Annotated in this window: 16 protein-coding genes and 1 tRNA gene; 10 read left to right on the forward strand and 7 right to left on the reverse strand. The window is 45.9% G+C overall.

The genetic code is table 11. From position 1 onward, the window contains the following. The first annotated feature begins 21 nt into the window (after positions 1 to 21). The 3 genes from infC (at position 22) to rplT (ending at position 1,338) form a co-directional block, all read left to right on the forward strand. On the forward strand, positions 22 to 624 hold the full coding sequence (gene infC, locus DWY57_RS09840) for a translation initiation factor IF-3 (RefSeq protein WP_119961672.1): 603 nt from the start codon (positions 22 to 24) through the stop codon (positions 622 to 624). A gap of 65 nt (positions 625 to 689) precedes the next feature. Continuing rightward, positions 690 to 887, forward strand: coding sequence for a 50S ribosomal protein L35 (rpmI, locus tag DWY57_RS09845; RefSeq protein WP_005827880.1), 198 nt, complete (start codon positions 690 to 692; stop codon positions 885 to 887). Positions 888 to 987: 100 nt separating this feature from the next. Then, positions 988 to 1,338 (forward strand): 50S ribosomal protein L20, encoded by a 351-nt coding sequence (gene rplT / locus DWY57_RS09850; protein ID WP_004289896.1) that lies wholly within the window; start codon positions 988 to 990, stop codon positions 1,336 to 1,338. A 540-nt stretch (positions 1,339 to 1,878) separates the two neighbouring features. On the opposite strand, the gene DWY57_RS09855 is transcribed toward rplT, so the two are convergent. The 7 genes from DWY57_RS09855 to DWY57_RS09885 all read right to left on the reverse strand — a co-directional run bounded on the left by DWY57_RS09855 (position 1,879) and on the right by DWY57_RS09885 (position 9,613). Beyond that, on the reverse strand, positions 1,879 to 3,186 hold the full coding sequence (locus tag DWY57_RS09855; RefSeq protein ID WP_119961673.1) for a phenylacetate--CoA ligase: 1,308 nt from the start codon (positions 3,184 to 3,186) through the stop codon (positions 1,879 to 1,881). Between the two features lie 30 nt (positions 3,187 to 3,216). Then, the gene (locus tag DWY57_RS09860; RefSeq protein ID WP_117601463.1) at positions 3,217 to 3,798 is read right to left on the reverse strand and encodes an indolepyruvate oxidoreductase subunit beta; all 582 of its coding nucleotides are present in this window, start codon (positions 3,796 to 3,798) and stop codon (positions 3,217 to 3,219) included. Positions 3,799 to 3,802: 4 nt separating this feature from the next. Beyond that, positions 3,803 to 5,395 (reverse strand): thiamine pyrophosphate-dependent enzyme, encoded by a 1,593-nt coding sequence (locus DWY57_RS09865; protein ID WP_117966620.1) that lies wholly within the window; start codon positions 5,393 to 5,395, stop codon positions 3,803 to 3,805. A 76-nt stretch (positions 5,396 to 5,471) separates the two neighbouring features. Beyond that, on the reverse strand, positions 5,472 to 6,509 hold the full coding sequence (gene mltG, locus DWY57_RS09870; RefSeq protein ID WP_117601465.1) for an endolytic transglycosylase MltG: 1,038 nt from the start codon (positions 6,507 to 6,509) through the stop codon (positions 5,472 to 5,474). 66 nt (positions 6,510 to 6,575) lie between these two features. Beyond that, positions 6,576 to 7,487 carry a TolB family protein gene (locus DWY57_RS09875; protein ID WP_119961674.1) on the reverse strand — a complete coding sequence of 304 codons (912 nt, stop codon included), beginning with the start codon at positions 7,485 to 7,487 and terminating at the stop codon, positions 6,576 to 6,578. A gap of 168 nt (positions 7,488 to 7,655) precedes the next feature. Then, entirely contained in the window at positions 7,656 to 9,167 is a 1,512-nt protein-coding gene (locus DWY57_RS09880) for a glycoside hydrolase family 43 protein (RefSeq protein WP_119961675.1), read from the reverse strand. Positions 9,168 to 9,540: 373 nt separating this feature from the next. Next, positions 9,541 to 9,613 (reverse strand) — tRNA-Thr (locus tag DWY57_RS09885). Positions 9,614 to 9,811: 198 nt separating this feature from the next. Here DWY57_RS09885 and DWY57_RS09890 point away from each other — a divergent pair. The 7 genes from DWY57_RS09890 (at position 9,812) to DWY57_RS09920 (ending at position 16,897) form a co-directional block, all read left to right on the forward strand. After that, complete coding sequence (locus tag DWY57_RS09890) at positions 9,812 to 11,512, forward strand: SDR family NAD(P)-dependent oxidoreductase (RefSeq protein ID WP_119961676.1); 1,701 nt, start codon at positions 9,812 to 9,814, stop codon at positions 11,510 to 11,512. A 310-nt stretch (positions 11,513 to 11,822) separates the two neighbouring features. Then, positions 11,823 to 13,055, forward strand: a complete 1,233-nt coding sequence (locus DWY57_RS09895; protein ID WP_049702876.1) for a site-specific integrase — start codon at positions 11,823 to 11,825, stop codon at positions 13,053 to 13,055. A 17-nt stretch (positions 13,056 to 13,072) separates the two neighbouring features. Then, the gene (locus DWY57_RS09900) at positions 13,073 to 13,465 is read left to right on the forward strand and encodes a hypothetical protein (RefSeq protein WP_049702877.1); all 393 of its coding nucleotides are present in this window, start codon (positions 13,073 to 13,075) and stop codon (positions 13,463 to 13,465) included. 276 nt (positions 13,466 to 13,741) lie between these two features. Beyond that, the gene (locus DWY57_RS20880) at positions 13,742 to 13,903 is read left to right on the forward strand and encodes a hypothetical protein (protein ID WP_165853596.1); all 162 of its coding nucleotides are present in this window, start codon (positions 13,742 to 13,744) and stop codon (positions 13,901 to 13,903) included. A 153-nt stretch (positions 13,904 to 14,056) separates the two neighbouring features. Next, positions 14,057 to 15,424: a MobV family relaxase gene (mobV, locus tag DWY57_RS09910; protein WP_049702879.1), complete on the forward strand. Its 1,368-nt coding sequence runs from the start codon at positions 14,057 to 14,059 to the stop codon at positions 15,422 to 15,424. Positions 15,425 to 15,762: 338 nt separating this feature from the next. Beyond that, a complete protein-coding gene (locus DWY57_RS09915; RefSeq protein ID WP_049702880.1) occupies positions 15,763 to 16,218 on the forward strand; it encodes a hypothetical protein in 456 nt (151 codons plus the stop codon). 25 nt (positions 16,219 to 16,243) lie between these two features. Next, positions 16,244 to 16,897: a hypothetical protein gene (locus tag DWY57_RS09920; RefSeq protein WP_049702881.1), complete on the forward strand. Its 654-nt coding sequence runs from the start codon at positions 16,244 to 16,246 to the stop codon at positions 16,895 to 16,897. Position 16,898: the final 1 nt, after the last annotated feature.

A 16,898-nucleotide genomic window follows, 5' to 3' on the forward strand; every position in this document is an offset into this window, starting at 1 on the left:
ACTGGAAGTAAACGTTATTTAATGAAGAATGACAGCTTAAAAGGGCAACATCGGATTAACGAACAAATCCGGGCCAAAGAAGTCCGCATAGTGGGCGATGAAGTAGAACCAAAAGTGTATCCGATAGCGCAGGCTTTAAGACTTGCTGAAGAACATGAAGCGGATCTCGTGGAGATTTCTCCAAATGCACAACCCCCTGTTTGTCGTATTATTGATTATTCTAAATTTCTTTATCAGTTAAAGAAGCGTCAGAAAGAGCAAAAGGCAAAGCAGGTGAAGGTAAACGTGAAGGAAATACGTTTTGGACCTCAGACTGATGACCATGACTATAATTTCAAGTTGAAGCATGCCAAAGGCTTTTTGGAAGATGGCGATAAGGTGAAAGCCTACGTATTCTTTAAAGGTCGTTCTATCTTGTTCAAAGAGCAAGGAGAAGTGCTGCTGCTCCGTTTTGCCAATGACTTGGAAGATTATGCGAAGGTAGACCAGATGCCGGTTCTGGAAGGAAAGAGAATGACAATCCAGCTCTCTCCGAAGAAAGCGGCGGCATCGAAGAAGAACGTGGCTCCCAAGCCTGCAGAAGATGCGCCAAAGGCCGCGTCGGCTGAAACCGAAGGAGAATAAAGAATGAGTAACGCCATAGGTATAGTGCGTTGCCATATAATTTAATAATTAAAAAGTTAAAAAAGATGCCAAAGATGAAGACTAACTCCGGTTCTAAAAAGAGATTTACTCTTACCGGAACAGGTAAAATCAAAAGAAAGCACGCTTTTCATAGTCACATCCTGACTAAGAAAACTAAGAAGCAGAAAAGAAACTTGTGCTACTCTACACTTGTAAGTACAACAGATGTAAGCCAGGTGAAAGAGCTTTTAGCAATGAAGTAATTGAAAAGCGTACAAAAGTATTAAAGTTATTAACCGAATGCATTAGCTTTAAGTCCGCTGCGTGAAGTAACGGCGCTAACATTCAAAAACAAGTAAAACTATGCCAAGATCAGTAAATCATGTTGCTTCTAAAGCAAGAAGAAAGAAAATTTTGAAATTGACCAGAGGTTACTTTGGTGCAAGAAAGAACGTTTGGACCGTTGCCAAGAATACTTGGGAGAAAGGTTTGACTTATGCGTTCCGTGACCGTAAGAACAAGAAGAGAAACTTCCGTGCTTTGTGGATTCAGCGTATCAATGCTGCCGCTCGTCTGGAAGGTATGTCTTACTCTAAGCTGATGGGCGCTTTGCACAAAGCCGGTATCGAAATCAACCGCAAGGTGTTGGCTGATTTAGCGATGAACCATCCGGAAGCTTTCAAGGCTATCGTTGCTAAAGCAAAGGCTGCATAAAAACAGTTAGCAGATAAACTACGAGGTGCTGATTACTCTTTTGGTAGTCAGCACTTTTTGTTTTCTGATAGTCTTGGGAGGGGTTAAAACATTAAAAGGGCTTGAAACAATTTGCTGATTTTACTTGTTTCTTTCATAGAAACTCATTACCTTTGTTATAGAAAAAATAGCCGCATTGATTGGATCGGGAAACTCATCAATTTTTATGAAATACCGAGACAAGCTTCGCTTCTCAATGGCGGGCCACGCCCTTCGGGGTAACTCTTGAGTCGGTGGATTACAAAGAGGAGGAGCACTCAAATCATGTCATACGGAGTTTCATCACATCATCGGTGCGGCTTTCTATAAAAGAGGAACGGTAATCTGTCTGGATAACCCGTTCCTCTTTCTTTTTATGCGGATGTGGGTGATTGTGAAACAAATGATACGTGATGCTGAAACAGATGATGTATCAAGGGAAGATAGATGATACGTTTATACAAAACAGACCATCTGTATCGGGTGAACAGATGGTCTGTTTTGAAAAGAGGTTTTTACGGTTTATTTGTTGTTCCTCAGGTCTTTTACCCTGACGGCTTTTCCTTCGCTCTGCGGTAGGGAGCCTTTCTTCACCAACCGCAATTTCGGGGTTACCAGAATCTCGTCTTTCAACTGACGGGTGATTGCTTTGCGAATCTTCTCCAGCTCGATATAGTTATCGGTAGAGAGGTCGCTGAGTTCAACTTCTACAATCATTTCATCTTGATTATTAACCGTTTCAAGTGTGATGAGGTAATTACTGCCCAATTCGGGGAATTGTACCAGCACCTTTTCCACCTGCATGGGGAAGATGTTGACTCCCTTGATGATGAACATGTCGTCACTACGGCCTTTGATGCGGTCTATACGGATGTGGGTACGTCCGCAAGGGCACTTGCCAGGCAGAATGCGGGTAAGATCGCGCGTGCGATAACGGATAAGCGGCATCATTTCTCTGTCTAAGGTTGTCAGTACCAGTTCGCCGATTTCACCTTCCGGTACGGGTTCGCCGGTTTCTGGATTAATGATTTCGACCAGGTAGCAATCTTCCCAGAAGTGCATGCCGTCTTGTTCGGTACATTCGAAGGCTACGCCGGGACCGTTCATTTCAGTCATACCGAAGCTGTTGTAGGCTTTGACACCAAGCATGCGCTCAATCTTTCTACGTTGCTCGTCTGTGTGGGGTTCGGCACCGATAACAAGCGTTTTCAAGCTTGTACTGGTAGGGTCTATACCTTCTTCCTGGAATACTTCGGCCAGACGGATGGCATAGCTGGGAATGGCATGTAGGGCAGTAGTCTTGAAATCGGTGATGAACTTAATCTGGCGCTTGCTGTTGCCGGCAGCGGCAGGAACAGTCAGTGCACCCAGACGTTCGGCTCCATACTGAAAGCCCAGTCCTCCGGTGAACATACCGTAGCCGGAGCTGTTTTGGAAAACATCCGTCTTACGGATGCCTACCATATAGAGGCAGCGTGCCACTAAGTTTGCCCAAGAGTCCAAATCGTGTTGGGAGTGTACGATGACCGTCGGCGTGCCCGTAGTGCCACTGGAAGAATGGATACGTACTCCGTCCTCACGCATATCGCCTGCTACTAATCCAAAAGGATAATTGGCGCGCATATCAGCCTTGGTGGTAAACGGTATCTTACGTATGTCTTCTATAGACCGGATGCTGCCGGCAGTGATGCCATGCTCTTGGAATACTTTTTTATAGTAGGGAGAGTTGGCGGCAATGCTGACAGTCTTTTTTAACCGTTGCAGTTGTAGTTCGCGCAACTGCTCACGGGGCATCGTTTCAATCTCTTCTTCCCAGTATTTGTTATTCATGGTATGTTGAAATTTAGAGTCAATTATAGTTTACATCAGTTTTTCAGCAATCTCTTTGCCGGCAGCCAACGCTTTGAGGTTCAACTCTACAATGGCGTCTCCCTTGCGTTGGAAGATTTCGCGGATGCTGTCTTGCACCTTTGCATAGTCAATGCCGAGAAAGGGGATGGTGGCGCCCAGCAGTACGATGTTCGCTACGCGGGGAGAGCCGACTTCTTTTGCCACCTCGTTTACGTTCAGCATGATTTTATGCGGCAGCTTGTTGATTTCGGCCTTGATGTCTTCTTCTGCCGGATAGTTGGGAATGTTGATGAAGGGAGCTTCATTGGTCACCAGCCAACCCTCAGGGCTGAGGAAGGGGAGGTAGCGCAACGCCTCCATCGGTTCCAAGGAGATGATGAGGTCGCATTTTCCTGTGGGGATAAGGTCCGAGGCGATGGGTTGGTCGCTGATGCGCAAGTTGGACTGCACGTCACCGCCTCGCTGGCTCATGCCGTGTACTTCTGCCTGCTTCATGTAGAGTCCGCCCTTGAGGGCTGCTTTGCCGATTACGGTGGCGATGGAGAGGATACCTTGTCCTCCTACGCCGGAAAGTATGATGTCTTTTTTCATGGCTTTACTTGTTTCTTTTTTTGCGTGCTAATGTTTGGATACATTCTCTGCGGGGGATGATGACGGATACGCCGTGGTATTCGATTTCTTCCCGGATGATTTGCTTCATCTCTTCGTAGTTCTTCTTCAAAGGAACTACGACGCGGATGTGTTCGGGAGCTACACCGATGCCGGCGCAGATGGCTTCCAAACGTCCGGTGCCGGCAGAGTCTTGTCCTCCGGTCATGGCGGTGGTTTCGTTGTCGGAGATGACGATGGTGACGTCGGCGTTTTCGTTGACGCAATCCAGCAGTCCTGTCATGCCCGAGTGGGTGAAGGTGGAGTCGCCGATAACGGCTACGGCAGGATGCAGACCGGCATCCGAAGCACCCTTCGCCATGGTGATGGAGGCGCCCATATCCACGCAAGAGTTAATGGCGTTGAACGGAGCGTTGGCTCCCAGCGTGTAGCAACCAATGTCGCTGAACACCTTATAAGTGGGATATTCTTCTTTCAATACTTGGGTCAGCACCGTGTACATGTCGCGATGGCCGCAACCCTCGCACAAAGCGGGCGGGCGCATCTCTACCAGAGAAGGAACGCTGAATTCAGCCTTGTTCTCTTTGCCTACGGCATGTGCCACGCTGTCCGGGTTCAGCTCTCCGTCTTGTGAAAGAGTGCCGTCCAAACGGCCTTTTACTTTGATGCCGATGCCCAGATAGCCTTTCAGCTGTTTTTCTACGAACGGTTGTCCGTCTTCCAGTACCAGAATCTCGTCACATGCTTCTACCAGCTGCATCAGCTGTTTCTTGGGCAACGGGTATTGTCCGATTTTCAGTACCGGATATTCGCAGCCTTCGGGATAGTTTTCCATCAGGTAGTTGTAGCCGATGCCGCATGCCACGATACCCAGCTTTTTGTTGGGACCGTCGGTATATTTGTTGTAAGCGGAGTTTTCAGAAGCTTTGATAAATTCGTCCTGGCGTTGCAGCAATGCTTTGTAACGTTTGCGTGCATTACCCGGCAGGAGGATGAACTGACGTGGGTCTTCGCTGAAGGAAATCTCATTCTGCGGTTGTTGCTCCTTGCGCTCTACACCGGAACGGGAGTGTGCCAGGCGCGTAACCATGCGCATCAGGATGGGTTCGCCGGTCTGTTCGGAGAAGCTGAATCCGTTGTATACCATGTCGTATGCTTCCTGCTGGTTGCTTGGTTCGTACATCGGGATGAGGGAGAAGTCGCCATAGAAACGGCTGTCCTGCTCGTTCTGCGAGGAATGCATGCTGGGATCGTCGGCAGCTATGACTATCAGACCACCTTTTACGCCGGTAATGGCAGAGTTGATGAAACAGTCGGCAGCCACGTTCATACCCACGTGCTTCATGCACACTAGTGAACGCTTGCCTGCAAAGGACATGCCCAGGGCAGCCTCCATCGCAGTTTTTTCGTTAGAGCACCAGCGGTTATGAATGTTCTTTTCAGCAGTAACCGGTGCCATCTGAATATATTCGGTGATTTCCGTAGAAGGAGTGCCGGGATAGGCATATACGCCCGAAAGTCCGGCATCTAATGCAGCTTGTGCAATGGCTTCATCGCCAAGTAAGAGTTGCTTGCTCATATCTGAATATTTAAGTGTTAGTCATGGATTAATATTTGACGCAAATATAGGATTTTGCTTTTATTTTATCAGCAGATTACTTGAAAATCTTTCTTTCGTTTAATGCATCCCAATATCTTCTTGCATTTTTCATGTGCTCGGCATAATTGGATGCAAAGTTATGGGTGCCCGAGAAGTCCTCTTTGGCACACATGTAGAGGTAGTTGTGTTTCGTATAATTCAGCACGGCATCCAGCCCGCTGGGTGAGGGGATGCGTATGGGGCCGGGAGGCAATCCGGTATTGAGGTAGGTGTTGTAGGGGGATTCTACCGCCAGATGGCCATTCGTAATTCTCCGCAAGCCGAAGGCCTGCAAGGCAAATTTGATGGTAGGGTCGGCTTGCAGGGGCATGCCGGCGTGCAGGCGGTTGATATATAACCCTGCTACCATCGGTTTTTCAGGATTGTTGTTTGTCTCTTCCTCGACGATGGAGGCAAGGGTGCAGATTTCCGTCGGGGTCATTCCGATGGCGGTGGCTTTGCCTAGGCGTTCCTGGTTCCAGAACCTTTGGTGCTCTTTCTGCATTCTTTCGAAGAACTCTTCCACACTCATGTCCCAATAGACTTGGTAGGTTTCGGGGATGAAGAGGCAGGGCAAGGTCTCTTTGGTGTATCCCAGTTTTTGTTGGAATGCGGAGTCGTTCATCAGTCCGGCTATTTCGGCGGAGTCTATCATGAGCTGTTTGCTTATGCTGCGTGCCAGGCGGTCCAGCGTGCGTACGCTGCCGACGGTGAGGTTCATAGGTTCTTGATATCCGCGGTACAGACGGCTGAATACGTGATATACGTTTTCTCCCGGCCGGATAGCGTAGCGTCCGGTGTGTATGTTTTCGGAATATTTCTTGTATTGGGCCATCCAGCGGAAGCCGGTGAAGCTTCGGGGATGGCCTTGTTGTTTCACCTTATTATATATGGAGTCAGCGGTGTCGTCGCGGTCTATATAGATATAGACTGTCTTTTGCGGATGGAATTGCGGGGCAAACAGATAGTAGTATACTGTTCCTGCACAAGCTGCTCCAATAAGAATTAGTGTAACGAATGTTCCGATAATGATTTTCTTCTTTTTCTTTTCCATTTTGTTTTACTGCATCTTTAGTCGGGCAAAGTTAGTAAAAAATGGAGTGAAAATCATCAAGTCATATCAGTTAATTCGATAGCTGACAAAGGCTATGCGTTTGCTGTCCGGTGCCCATGAGTTGACATTGATGGTGCCTTGTCCGCCGAAAATCTTTAACAAAGTTTTGGGTTCTCCACCGTTTGCGGGCATTAGGCGTAGTTCTACGTTCTTGTTTGCCAGATGCTCTCCCGGTTCCAGGTCACCTTTGTAGTAGGTGATGAATACAACGGATTTTCCGTCAGGAGAGATGTGGGGGAACCAGGAGTTGCGGGTTTCGTCAAAGGTCATCTGGGTCTGTTCGGAGCCGTCTGCCTTCATGCGCCAGACTTGCATGAGTCCGGTGCGTACGGAGTTGAACCAGATGTATTGTCCGCAGGGGGAATATTCCGGTCCGTCATCCAGACCCTCGGCAGTGGTCAGGCGGGTTTCTTCACCTCCTTCCACGGGGATGGTATAAATATCATAGTTGCCGTTTCGTTCGGCGCAATAGGCAAGTTCTTTACCGTCGGGACTCCAACCGTGGAGGTAGCTGGGAGCCATAGGCGTTATTAAACGGGGAGTGCCGCCCGTGATGGGAAGTGTATAAATGCGCGATTTATAGTCCTCTTTCGTCCCGTGGCTGATGGCTATCTGCTGTCCGTCGGCCGAGAGGACGTGGTCGTTGTTGCAGTTTTGGGCAAATCCGGTGTTTATCAGTTCCGGTTCGGCAGACGAGGTGGGGGAAAGGCGGTAAAGCTTTCCTTCGCTGTTGTATAGCAGCCATTGCCCGTCGGGCGTCCAATTGGGGGCTTCAATCCGGTAGGGAAATTCTTTGACGACGGTCCGGTTACCATTGGTTACATCCAGTATTTCGAGGACGCTGGTAATCTCGTTTTTTTGTTGAGCGGTTGCGGTCAGTGCAACAGTTGCAAAGAAGGGGATTAAATAGGGGTTCATGTTTATATCGTATTTAATAAATCTCCGCAAGATACATTTTTTATTGGAAACTACATAGTCGGAGCATTTTTTTTATTAAAATCTGTAGTGCTGACCGAATGCGTAGTGCTTATCATATAAATAATTATTGCAATGAATATTTTTGAGGGCTACGGTAGATTATGCTTTTCAAAATCTCTCAAATATCCATTCATCTACCTTCAGTTCTTTGCCTTTAAATACGAAATAAAGGTTGTGAATACCGTCTTTGTCTGTGTTTATCTTTGTAGAGACAGTCTGTAAAGAGTCTGAATTGAAGGAGGTGGAGGCCAGTACTTCACCATCGGGGCGGTCAAGGTGCACTTCCAGAGTGCCGTGTCCTACTGCTGTGGCACGGAATAGAGAGGGAAAGCCGGAGAAGAATACGCCACGTACGGATATAACTGATTTCTTTTGTTCACTGCCCACTGCAAGCATGTTGCCGGGTGTGGCTGTAGGCTCAAAGTGTATGCCTAGCGTAGCGGCTGTTGTTTCTGCTTGCTGATGAATGAACGGGTTCACTGGCTTTATCTGGTCCACACCCTTCAGTGTGGCTTCTCCCATTTCCAGCTTCACGTTTTTTTCGTCTACCTTCAGCTTGTTGACGCAAAGGCTGCGGAAACCGCCATTGGTGCCTTTGTGTTCTTGCAAGCACATGTTGTGATAAAATAGGTAATAGTCTCCTTTGTATTTTTGCAGATGGGTATGATTGTTGCTGAACCCCATACCATAGTCTCCGGGATTCTTGAAATAATTGTCCACATACTTCCAGCTGTCGGTGTCGAGAGGCGTGTGTGAAGTCATGTACGACATGCAGCAGATGCTGGGTTTGTCCACTCCCTCGTGGGGCCATTCGGTGCGCTTGTTCCAGTCGGTATTGTAGGTATAAATCCATGTGCCGTTCCAGTAGTTCAGCTCATTGGCTTCGAAGTGATAGGGAGCTTTTATCTCTACTATCTCGCTGTCCAGACTAATCAGGTCTTTGCCCAAGCGGACAATGCGGGCATCTCCAGGCATGTAGTCGGTGCCGACTTCCCCCTTTCCGCCTCCACCGAATGATAACCATCCTATACCTTCGTCATCTATCACGGCACCCGGGTCGAAGGGAGCTTTGCAGTGGCCTAATCCTTGGGTGAACTGGCTCACCAGCATACGCCCCAGCGGGTCGGTCCACGGGCCTACGGGAGAGGTGGAGGTTAGTACGCCTACGCCCGCACCGCTGTTGGAGTAGTAGAGGTAGAAGTGGGTTTTACCGTCCGATTCTATCCGCGATACAATGGATGGAGCCCATGAGGCTATACCCCATGGTGAGAGGGCCTTTACGTCAATCAGTCCGTGATAAGTCCAGTTTACCATGTCATCGGTAGACAACATAACCAGCGAATGGATGTATTGGTATGTGTTTTTGCCATCTTTCCCCACACTGTCCAGTTGCTGGGTGTCATTGGTTCCATATACATAGAGCCTTCCGTTGTATTCCATCGATGTCGGGTCGGCCACAAAAATGAAATCCGACAGTGGGTTGGCGTTTCCACTGAAGAATTTGGGTGATTCTACCGGATGCGTGTCTTTCTTTCCTGAAGTGGAAAGCGCCCACATATCGTTTCCTGCGGACATAGCCGCCAGCAGCAAAGCTGCTGTAAATAACTTGATTCTTTTCATTTTCTTATAGTATATTATAGAAATCTATGGTAACCTTTTGATTTTAGCTTGTGTTTTTTCGTCATCTCAATACTTCATTTAAGATTGAAAAATTTGGTTATTGAAAAGTTGCCACAAATATTGGGAATTACTATATATAATATAGGTGTATTATGTTTTTAATAGTGTATCTATATGTTTCAAGTTATCATTTTAGACTGTGGATGTAATCAGATGGTGCTGTTTTAAACCTATTTTGAGATAATCATGCGGCTATAGATTAAACTGTTTGAAAGGGCATTGTGTTTTATGCAAATATACTCGTAGAAGAGCGTTTTTTATTTTAGAAAAGAAAAAGCACTGATTATCTGGAATAATCAGTGCTTTAATATTGAGCCGCTAGCCAGACTTGAACTGGCGACCTACGCGTTACGAATGCGTTGCTCTACCAACTGAGCTATAGCGGCAATAAACTTTTGTTTACGGGGTGCAAAGGTACATCTTTATTTGAAAAGGCAAAAAGAATCCTTGTTTTTTTTAGAAATATTTTAGTAGAATAATTTTCTGTTTGAATGTTCTGAACTTTATTGCCTTAAAAATTGGATAATAAAACGAAAAGAAGCATCTTTGTCGTAGGTCCTATAGCAAAAAGTCTGATACTGATTATGAATTTTAGAACATATTATAAATATCTTTCTTCACGCATAGCGTCCAAATGGGTGGTGTTGTCGGTAGATGTAATTATCGTTGTGATTTCCATACTTTCTGCATGTTTTTTGCAATATAGGCTTTCGTCCGTATCTTATGAAATTTCTTTGTATGTATGGCTGACCATTTGGGCTGTATTGTGTAATGTCTGTTTCTTTCATATTTTCCGTACTTATGTAGGTGTCATCCGTTTTTCTTCTTTTGTAGATATTTATCGTGTGTTTTGGAGCCTTACGATAAGCTATGTTGTACTGTTTTTGGGGAATTTCTGTTGGTCTGTTTTGGGGCTTGAAGAAACTTTGCCGAACAGCATTCTGTTTATGGCATATATGTTTACTTTCTCTCTGATGGTTTGTATGCGCATTGCTGTGAAGATGCTTTATGAAGCTATTGCTTTTGATGCACGTCATTGCGTGAATGTTTTTATTTATGGATTCCATGGGACTGGAGTCGATGTTGCAAAATCCTTGAGAGTTAGTCGTAATAATCATTATCGCCTGCGTGGCTTTATTTCGGACGAACTTGATATGATAGGTAAACATACGATGGGATGCAGGGTATATCCCAATGATGAACAGCTGTTTGATCGTCTAAAGAAAAAGAAAGTGGATACAATCATTATCTCTCCAAGCAAGGTATCGGATTTGGAAAATTCCGGAATGCTGGATAAACTGTTCTCTCATGATATTCATGTAATGACCGTTCCTCCCTTAAGCGATTGTATGGATGATGGACTGATCAAGGACATTCAAATAGAAGATTGGCTTCGTGGAGAACCGGTACAAGTTGACATGCGTAAAATTGCGGCCCATATTGAGGGGCGTAGAGTAATGGTTACGGGAGCAGCGGGAGCTGTAGGAAGGGAAATCGTCCGCCAGTTGGCTACACTGAATCCTTATCAGTTGATTCTGGTAGATCAGGCAGAGTCCCCATTGTATGATGTACAGTTGGAATTGTCTGATCATTGGAAGAATCTGGAGGTCCGCGTATTGGTTGCAGATGTTGCTAACCGTACGCGTATGGAGGCTATATTTGAAGGAACACGTCCTCAACTTGTTTTTCATTCTGCTGCTTATAAACATGTACAACTGATGGATGATTTTGTGTCAGAGGCAATTCAAACGAATATATCGGGAACAGTGAATATTGCGGACCTGGCGGTAAAGTATAGAGTGTCCCGTATGGTTATGATGTCTGTAACTAATGCACGTCATCCGGAGAATGCTATGGAATATAGTAAGCGTGTGGCGGAAATGTATGTGCAGTCATCTTATTGCAGGTTGAAACGCGACAAAGGGGAAACTGATATGTTCATAGTACGTTTGGGTGAGATGTATCCGATGAATGCGCATTGTTTGATGACCTTGTCTGAAGCTTGTATGCTCACCCTGGAAGTGGGAGTCATGGGGGATGGAGGAGAAGTGTACATTGTAGGAGGGCCTGGGGATGGGCTTTTGGATTCTGTAATCAGTGAAAAGATAAAGCGTGAAAAGGCATCTGTTGATGATTATGAACATGTGCGGGAAGAAGTGCTGGCCTTGGTGCAACATAGTTATACCGAAAAAAAGGCTATTTTGATTGGACTAATGAAAAAAATAGTGCCAATTTTCTCACTTTCTTCTACCCAAGGAAAAGACGTGAAAATGACAGCTTTTTAATGCTTTTTCTGAAACTTAGAAGTGGAATAAATGTATATTATAAAATAAACACATAGCGAAAAAGCAAATTTGGGCAAAGCGTAGCGAATTAGCTGATACAGCGTTCGTTACGCTTTGTTTTTCTATGGAGCAGAGCCAACGAAATGCCACCTCGAAGCCAAACGGTGCAGAAGTTCAGTTACCACCTCATTACTCCCGTAACGGGTGCAGATTTCTTGCTAAATACTTCTGTTTCTGCGTTTTGCGTCGATTTGCATAGCTGTCGGTAACTCACTAATAACTAATTTTGTAACCCAAAAAAGGAGTGAGTATGCGAAGTACATTCAAGGTATTATTTTACGTGAAGAAAGGCAGCGAGAAGCCGAACGGCAACCTGCCTCTGATGTGCCGTATCACGGTGGACGGCGAGATTAAACAGTTCAGTTGCAAGATGGACGTTCCCCCACGGTTGTGGGACGTGAAGAACAGCCGTGCTTCGGGCAAGAGCGTCGAAGCGCAGAGAATCAACCTTGCGGTAGATAAAATCCGTGTGGATGTAAACCGCCGTTATCAAGAACTGATGCAGACGGACGGTTATGTTACCGCCGCCAAACTCAAAGACGCCTATCTCGGTATCGGCGTCAAGCAGGAAACCTTGTTGAAGCTGTTCGAGCAGCACAACGCCGAGTTTGAGAAGAAAGTCGGACACAGCAGGGCGCAGGGGACATTTACCCGTTATCGGACGGTCTGCAACCATATTCGGGAGTTCCTGCCCCATGCCTACAAGCGTGAGGACATCCCGTTAAAGGAACTCAACCTCACATTCATCAACGATTTCGAGTATTTTTTGCGCACGGAGAAGAAATGCCGCACCAATACCGTGTGGGGCTACATGATTGTGTTGAAACACATCGTTTCCATTGCGAGGAACGACGGGCGTTTGCCGTTCAACCCCTTTGCGGGATATATCAACTCTCCCGAAAGCGTGGATAGGGGCTACCTCACCCAAACGGAGATACAGACGCTCATGGACGCACCGATGAAGAACGCCACCCATGAACTTGTACGGGACTTGTTCGTCTTTTCTGTTTTTACGGGTTTGGCGTATTCGGACGTGAAGAACCTTACCATTGACCGCCTGCAAACATTCTTCGACGGCAATCTGTGGATAATCACCCGAAGAAAGAAAACCAACACCGAATCGAACATCCGTCTTTTGGACGTTCCCAAGCGTATCATGGAGAAATACAAGGGGCTGGCAAGGGACGGTCATGTTTTCCCCGTTCCGAGCAACGGAAGTTGCAACAAGATACTTAAAGAGATAGGCAGACAATGCGGCTTCAAGGTACGTTTGACCTACCATGTTGCACGCCACACGAACGCTACGACCGTACTTTTATCGCACGGCGTACCCATCGAAACGGTGAGCCGTCTTTTAGGGCATACCAACATAAAGACCACCCAAATTTACGCCAAAATCACCGCCCAGAAGATAAGCCAAGACATGGAAACCTTGTCGCACAAGTTGGAAGATATGGAGAAGAATATCTGCCGAGCCATCTAATTAAAAACAGAATCCCGATGAAAGAAAAAAGGAATATTATCACGATGGACGAGCAGGGCAATATCTTCCTGCCGAACGATATAGGTGCAACCGCCATGACCGAGTGGGAAATCTGCGAACTGTTCGGGGTTATCGTCCCGACGGTTCGGGCAGGGATAAAGGCACTCTGCAAAAGCGGAGTTTTGAGTATATATGACATAAAGCGCATTATCCGCATATCGGACAGATACAGCGCGGAGGTTTACAACCTCGAAACGATAGCCGCCCTCGCTTTCCGTGTCGAATCGTTCGGGGCGGCGAAAGTCCGCAGGGCATTATTGGAAAGGATTATACACGGGCGAAAAGAGAAAACGACGGTATTCGTGTCGGTTGTTTCGGACGGCAAGCCCAACAGCCGTTGGAAAGCGTGATGATATACCAACATATCAACATACCAACATGCAAACATACCAGCATACCAACATGCAAACCTATCACTATGGTGATATATATTGCAGGTTCTATTCCTCTTTTCAGAGGAAAGCGGAGCAATCATTTCCGTTTACAAAGGCAAAGCAAGCACGGGGCTTTATGTCGGCTAAAAGGTCAGGCGGCTGCGCCGTTTCCCGATAAATCTTCCTCTCGCTTCGCTGCGAGCGTATTTATCGGGAAAACCTTGTATCCGACCGCCCCGTGCAAAAGAGCCTTTGAAAACGGAAACGACCGCCCCGCCGCCCACCACCGACCGAAAGGGAAAAATAATAAGGTGGGGTTATACGGGTAAGCAGACGGCAGGGACAGCCACCGCCGAAAGGCAGACGGGCAGCACGCCGCAGGGTATTTACGAAGAAAATACCATAGCTTATTAGGGAATTTTCCGAGCCGCATTGCAAGCAACGCTGAAAATTCCCCAATAAGGCAAGGGGCAAGCCCCTCTGCACACCCCATCGGGGACGGCATTTGCCGCCCCCGAAAATACAAAAAATCATTGTTTCACAAGCCAAAAAAGAAAGGAAGAATATATGGGTTTCGTAGTTTTACACATGGAAAAGGCGCACGGCAGCGACAGCGGAACGACCGCACATATCGAGCGTTTCATCATACCGAAGAACGCCGACCCCACACGCACGTACTTAAACCGCAGGCTCATCGACTACCCCGACGGGGTGAAAGACCGTTCGGCGGCTATACAGCGGAGATTGGAAGAAGCGGGGCTGACACGCAAAATCGGAAGCAACCAAGTACGGGCTATCCGCATCAACGTATCGGGAACGCACGAGGACATGAAGCGGATAAAGGAAGAGGGACGTTTGGACGAGTGGTGCGCCGACAATCTGAAATACTTCGCCGACACGTTCGGAAAGGAGAACATCGTGGCGGCTCACCTGCACAGGGACGAGGAAACGCCGCACATACACGTCACGCTCGTCCCCATCGTCAAAGGAGAGCGAAAGCGCAGGAAAAGGGAGGAACAGACGAAGAAGCGATACCGCAAGAAGCCGACCGACACCGTGAGGCTGTGCGCAGACGATATTATGACACGGCTGAAATTGAAGTCCTACCAAGATACCTATGCCGAAGCGATGGCGAAATACGGGCTGCAAAGAGGCATAGACGGCTCGAAAGCTCGCCACAAGTCCACACAGCAGTATTATCGGGATATACAGAAACTTGCCGACGACCTCAAAGCGGAAGTGGTGGATTTGCAACAGCAGAAAGAAACGGCACGGGAAGAACTAAGACAGGCGAAAAAAGAAATACAGACCGAGAAGCTGAAAGGGGCAGCAACCACCGCAGCCGCTAACATCGCCGAGAGTGTCGGTTCTCTTTTCGGCAGCAACAAGGTCAAGACATTGGAAAGGGAGAACACCGCCCTGCATAGAGAGATAGCCGACCACGAGGAAACCATCGAAGCCCTGCAAGACAGAATACAGAACATGCAGGCAGACCACAGCCGACAGATGGCAGAAGTAGAACGGAAGCACCGCAGGGAGATAGCGGACAAAGAAACGAAGCACAAGGAGGAAATATCTTTCTTGAAAACGGTAATTGCAAGGGCTGCGGCATGGTTTCCCTATTTCCGTGAAATGCTCCGTATCGAAAACCTCTGCCGCCTTATTGGGTTCGATGAAAGACAGACCGCAACGCTCGTCAAGGGAAAGCCGTTGGAGTATGCAGGGGAACTCTACTCGGAAGAACACGGACGGAAATTCACGACCGAAAAGGCTGGGTTTCAAGTAGTGAAAGACCCCACGGACGGGACGAGATTAGTTCTTGCCATCGACCGAAAGCCCATTGCCGAGTGGTTCAAGGAACAGTTCGAGAAGTTAAAGCAGAACATACGCCGACCTATACAACCGCAAAGGAAAAGCAGAGGAATGAAACTGTAGAATTCCGATTTTAAACAGCGAGCAAATAAATCTGTTGCAACATAAGTGATTATCACAACTTTTCATTACTTTTGTGTTTGGATTGGGGAAACTCCGTCCAAGACATATTAGAAAAGAAAGAAGCGTTATGCTTATCTTGTTGTTGAAAACGTAGGAAATTTTCAAAATGAGCAAGGATGGCATAGTGGTTCTCACGCTATAGCGTGGGCTGCTATTACTACATCTGCTCATTAGGGTTTTCCTACGACCTTCAACAAAGACGTGGCATTGCAGTTCCACGCTTCTGTGTAATTAACGGCTTTATTGGAACTTAATGAGCCATAGGAATAAAGAAAAATATGAAATTAATCAAACAAATTATACCTATCGCTATTATTATAACATTAATGACATCTTGTGCATCAAGCAGGATTGTACTATCAAGCAATGCAGATGTAAGCAAGTACAAGTATGTTATTTTTGGTAGTGAATCATCAGGTGATAGAGAATTAGATGATATTATAATGGCAGTTCAAAATCAAATTGCAGAAACAAATCTAAAAGTGTTATCTACCTCTAATATCTCAAAGGTATTGGAGTGTTCTGATAGCATTCTTACGCCTAATATCCATGTTACTTCTGAAAAATGGGATGGAGGACATACATATATTACAGTAACATTTTACGACTACAATAACAATCAACGTATAGCAGTAGTAAAAAGTAGTGGAATAGGAATGACTGTAAGCCATGACCAAAATATAGCGTTAGGCGCAATAAGAAAAGAACTTGACAAATTATTTAAAGATAATTGAGTGTCCACCACAATGAGAATAAGATATGTACCCACACGATAATATTTTTAATATTTATTACAATATAGGTAAGCGAACACCATTTTTAGTTAAACGGTGTGAGTTGGGTTTAGCACGCTCATCAAGTGAAGAGAGGCGTATTGACCCTAATCGAGATAGAACCTTTTTAGTTGAAACAGTAAAGCCACGTGGTAAATATGGAAAAGCTTATGGTAAATGCTTTATGAATGGTAAACCTGATGACACTTATAGGAAAGAGTGTTATCCAAATATCAAAGATGAAGAAATCCCTTGTGCCGGATGTGGAGAGTGGGTTTTAATTGATGTTCCTGGCGTATCTCTTGATGAAATATTTCCTATTCACAAAGCGGATGAGATACTTATGTTTGGGAAATATAAAGGGAAATCTTTGGGGGATATTTATAAAATGGATTATCAATATCTTTATTGGTTAGAAACGACAGATAGGCTTTTCAAAATAGACTTTAAAGAGCTTAAACGATTGTATCCAAATGTCGAAAAAACTTTGGATATATCTATTTCAGAAAGGATTATTGATTTTGGGAAATATAAGGGACAAAAATTTGGCGATATTAAAGATGATATTTCTTATCTTGAATGGCTTGTTTCAATAGGTAAAATATCTATTGAAGACTTTAATTTATTAACTACTATATAAC

It is taken from the genome of Bacteroides sp. AF25-5LB (assembly GCF_003602965.1).
Taxonomy (GTDB): Bacteria; Bacteroidota; Bacteroidia; order Bacteroidales; family Bacteroidaceae; genus Bacteroides; species Bacteroides uniformis.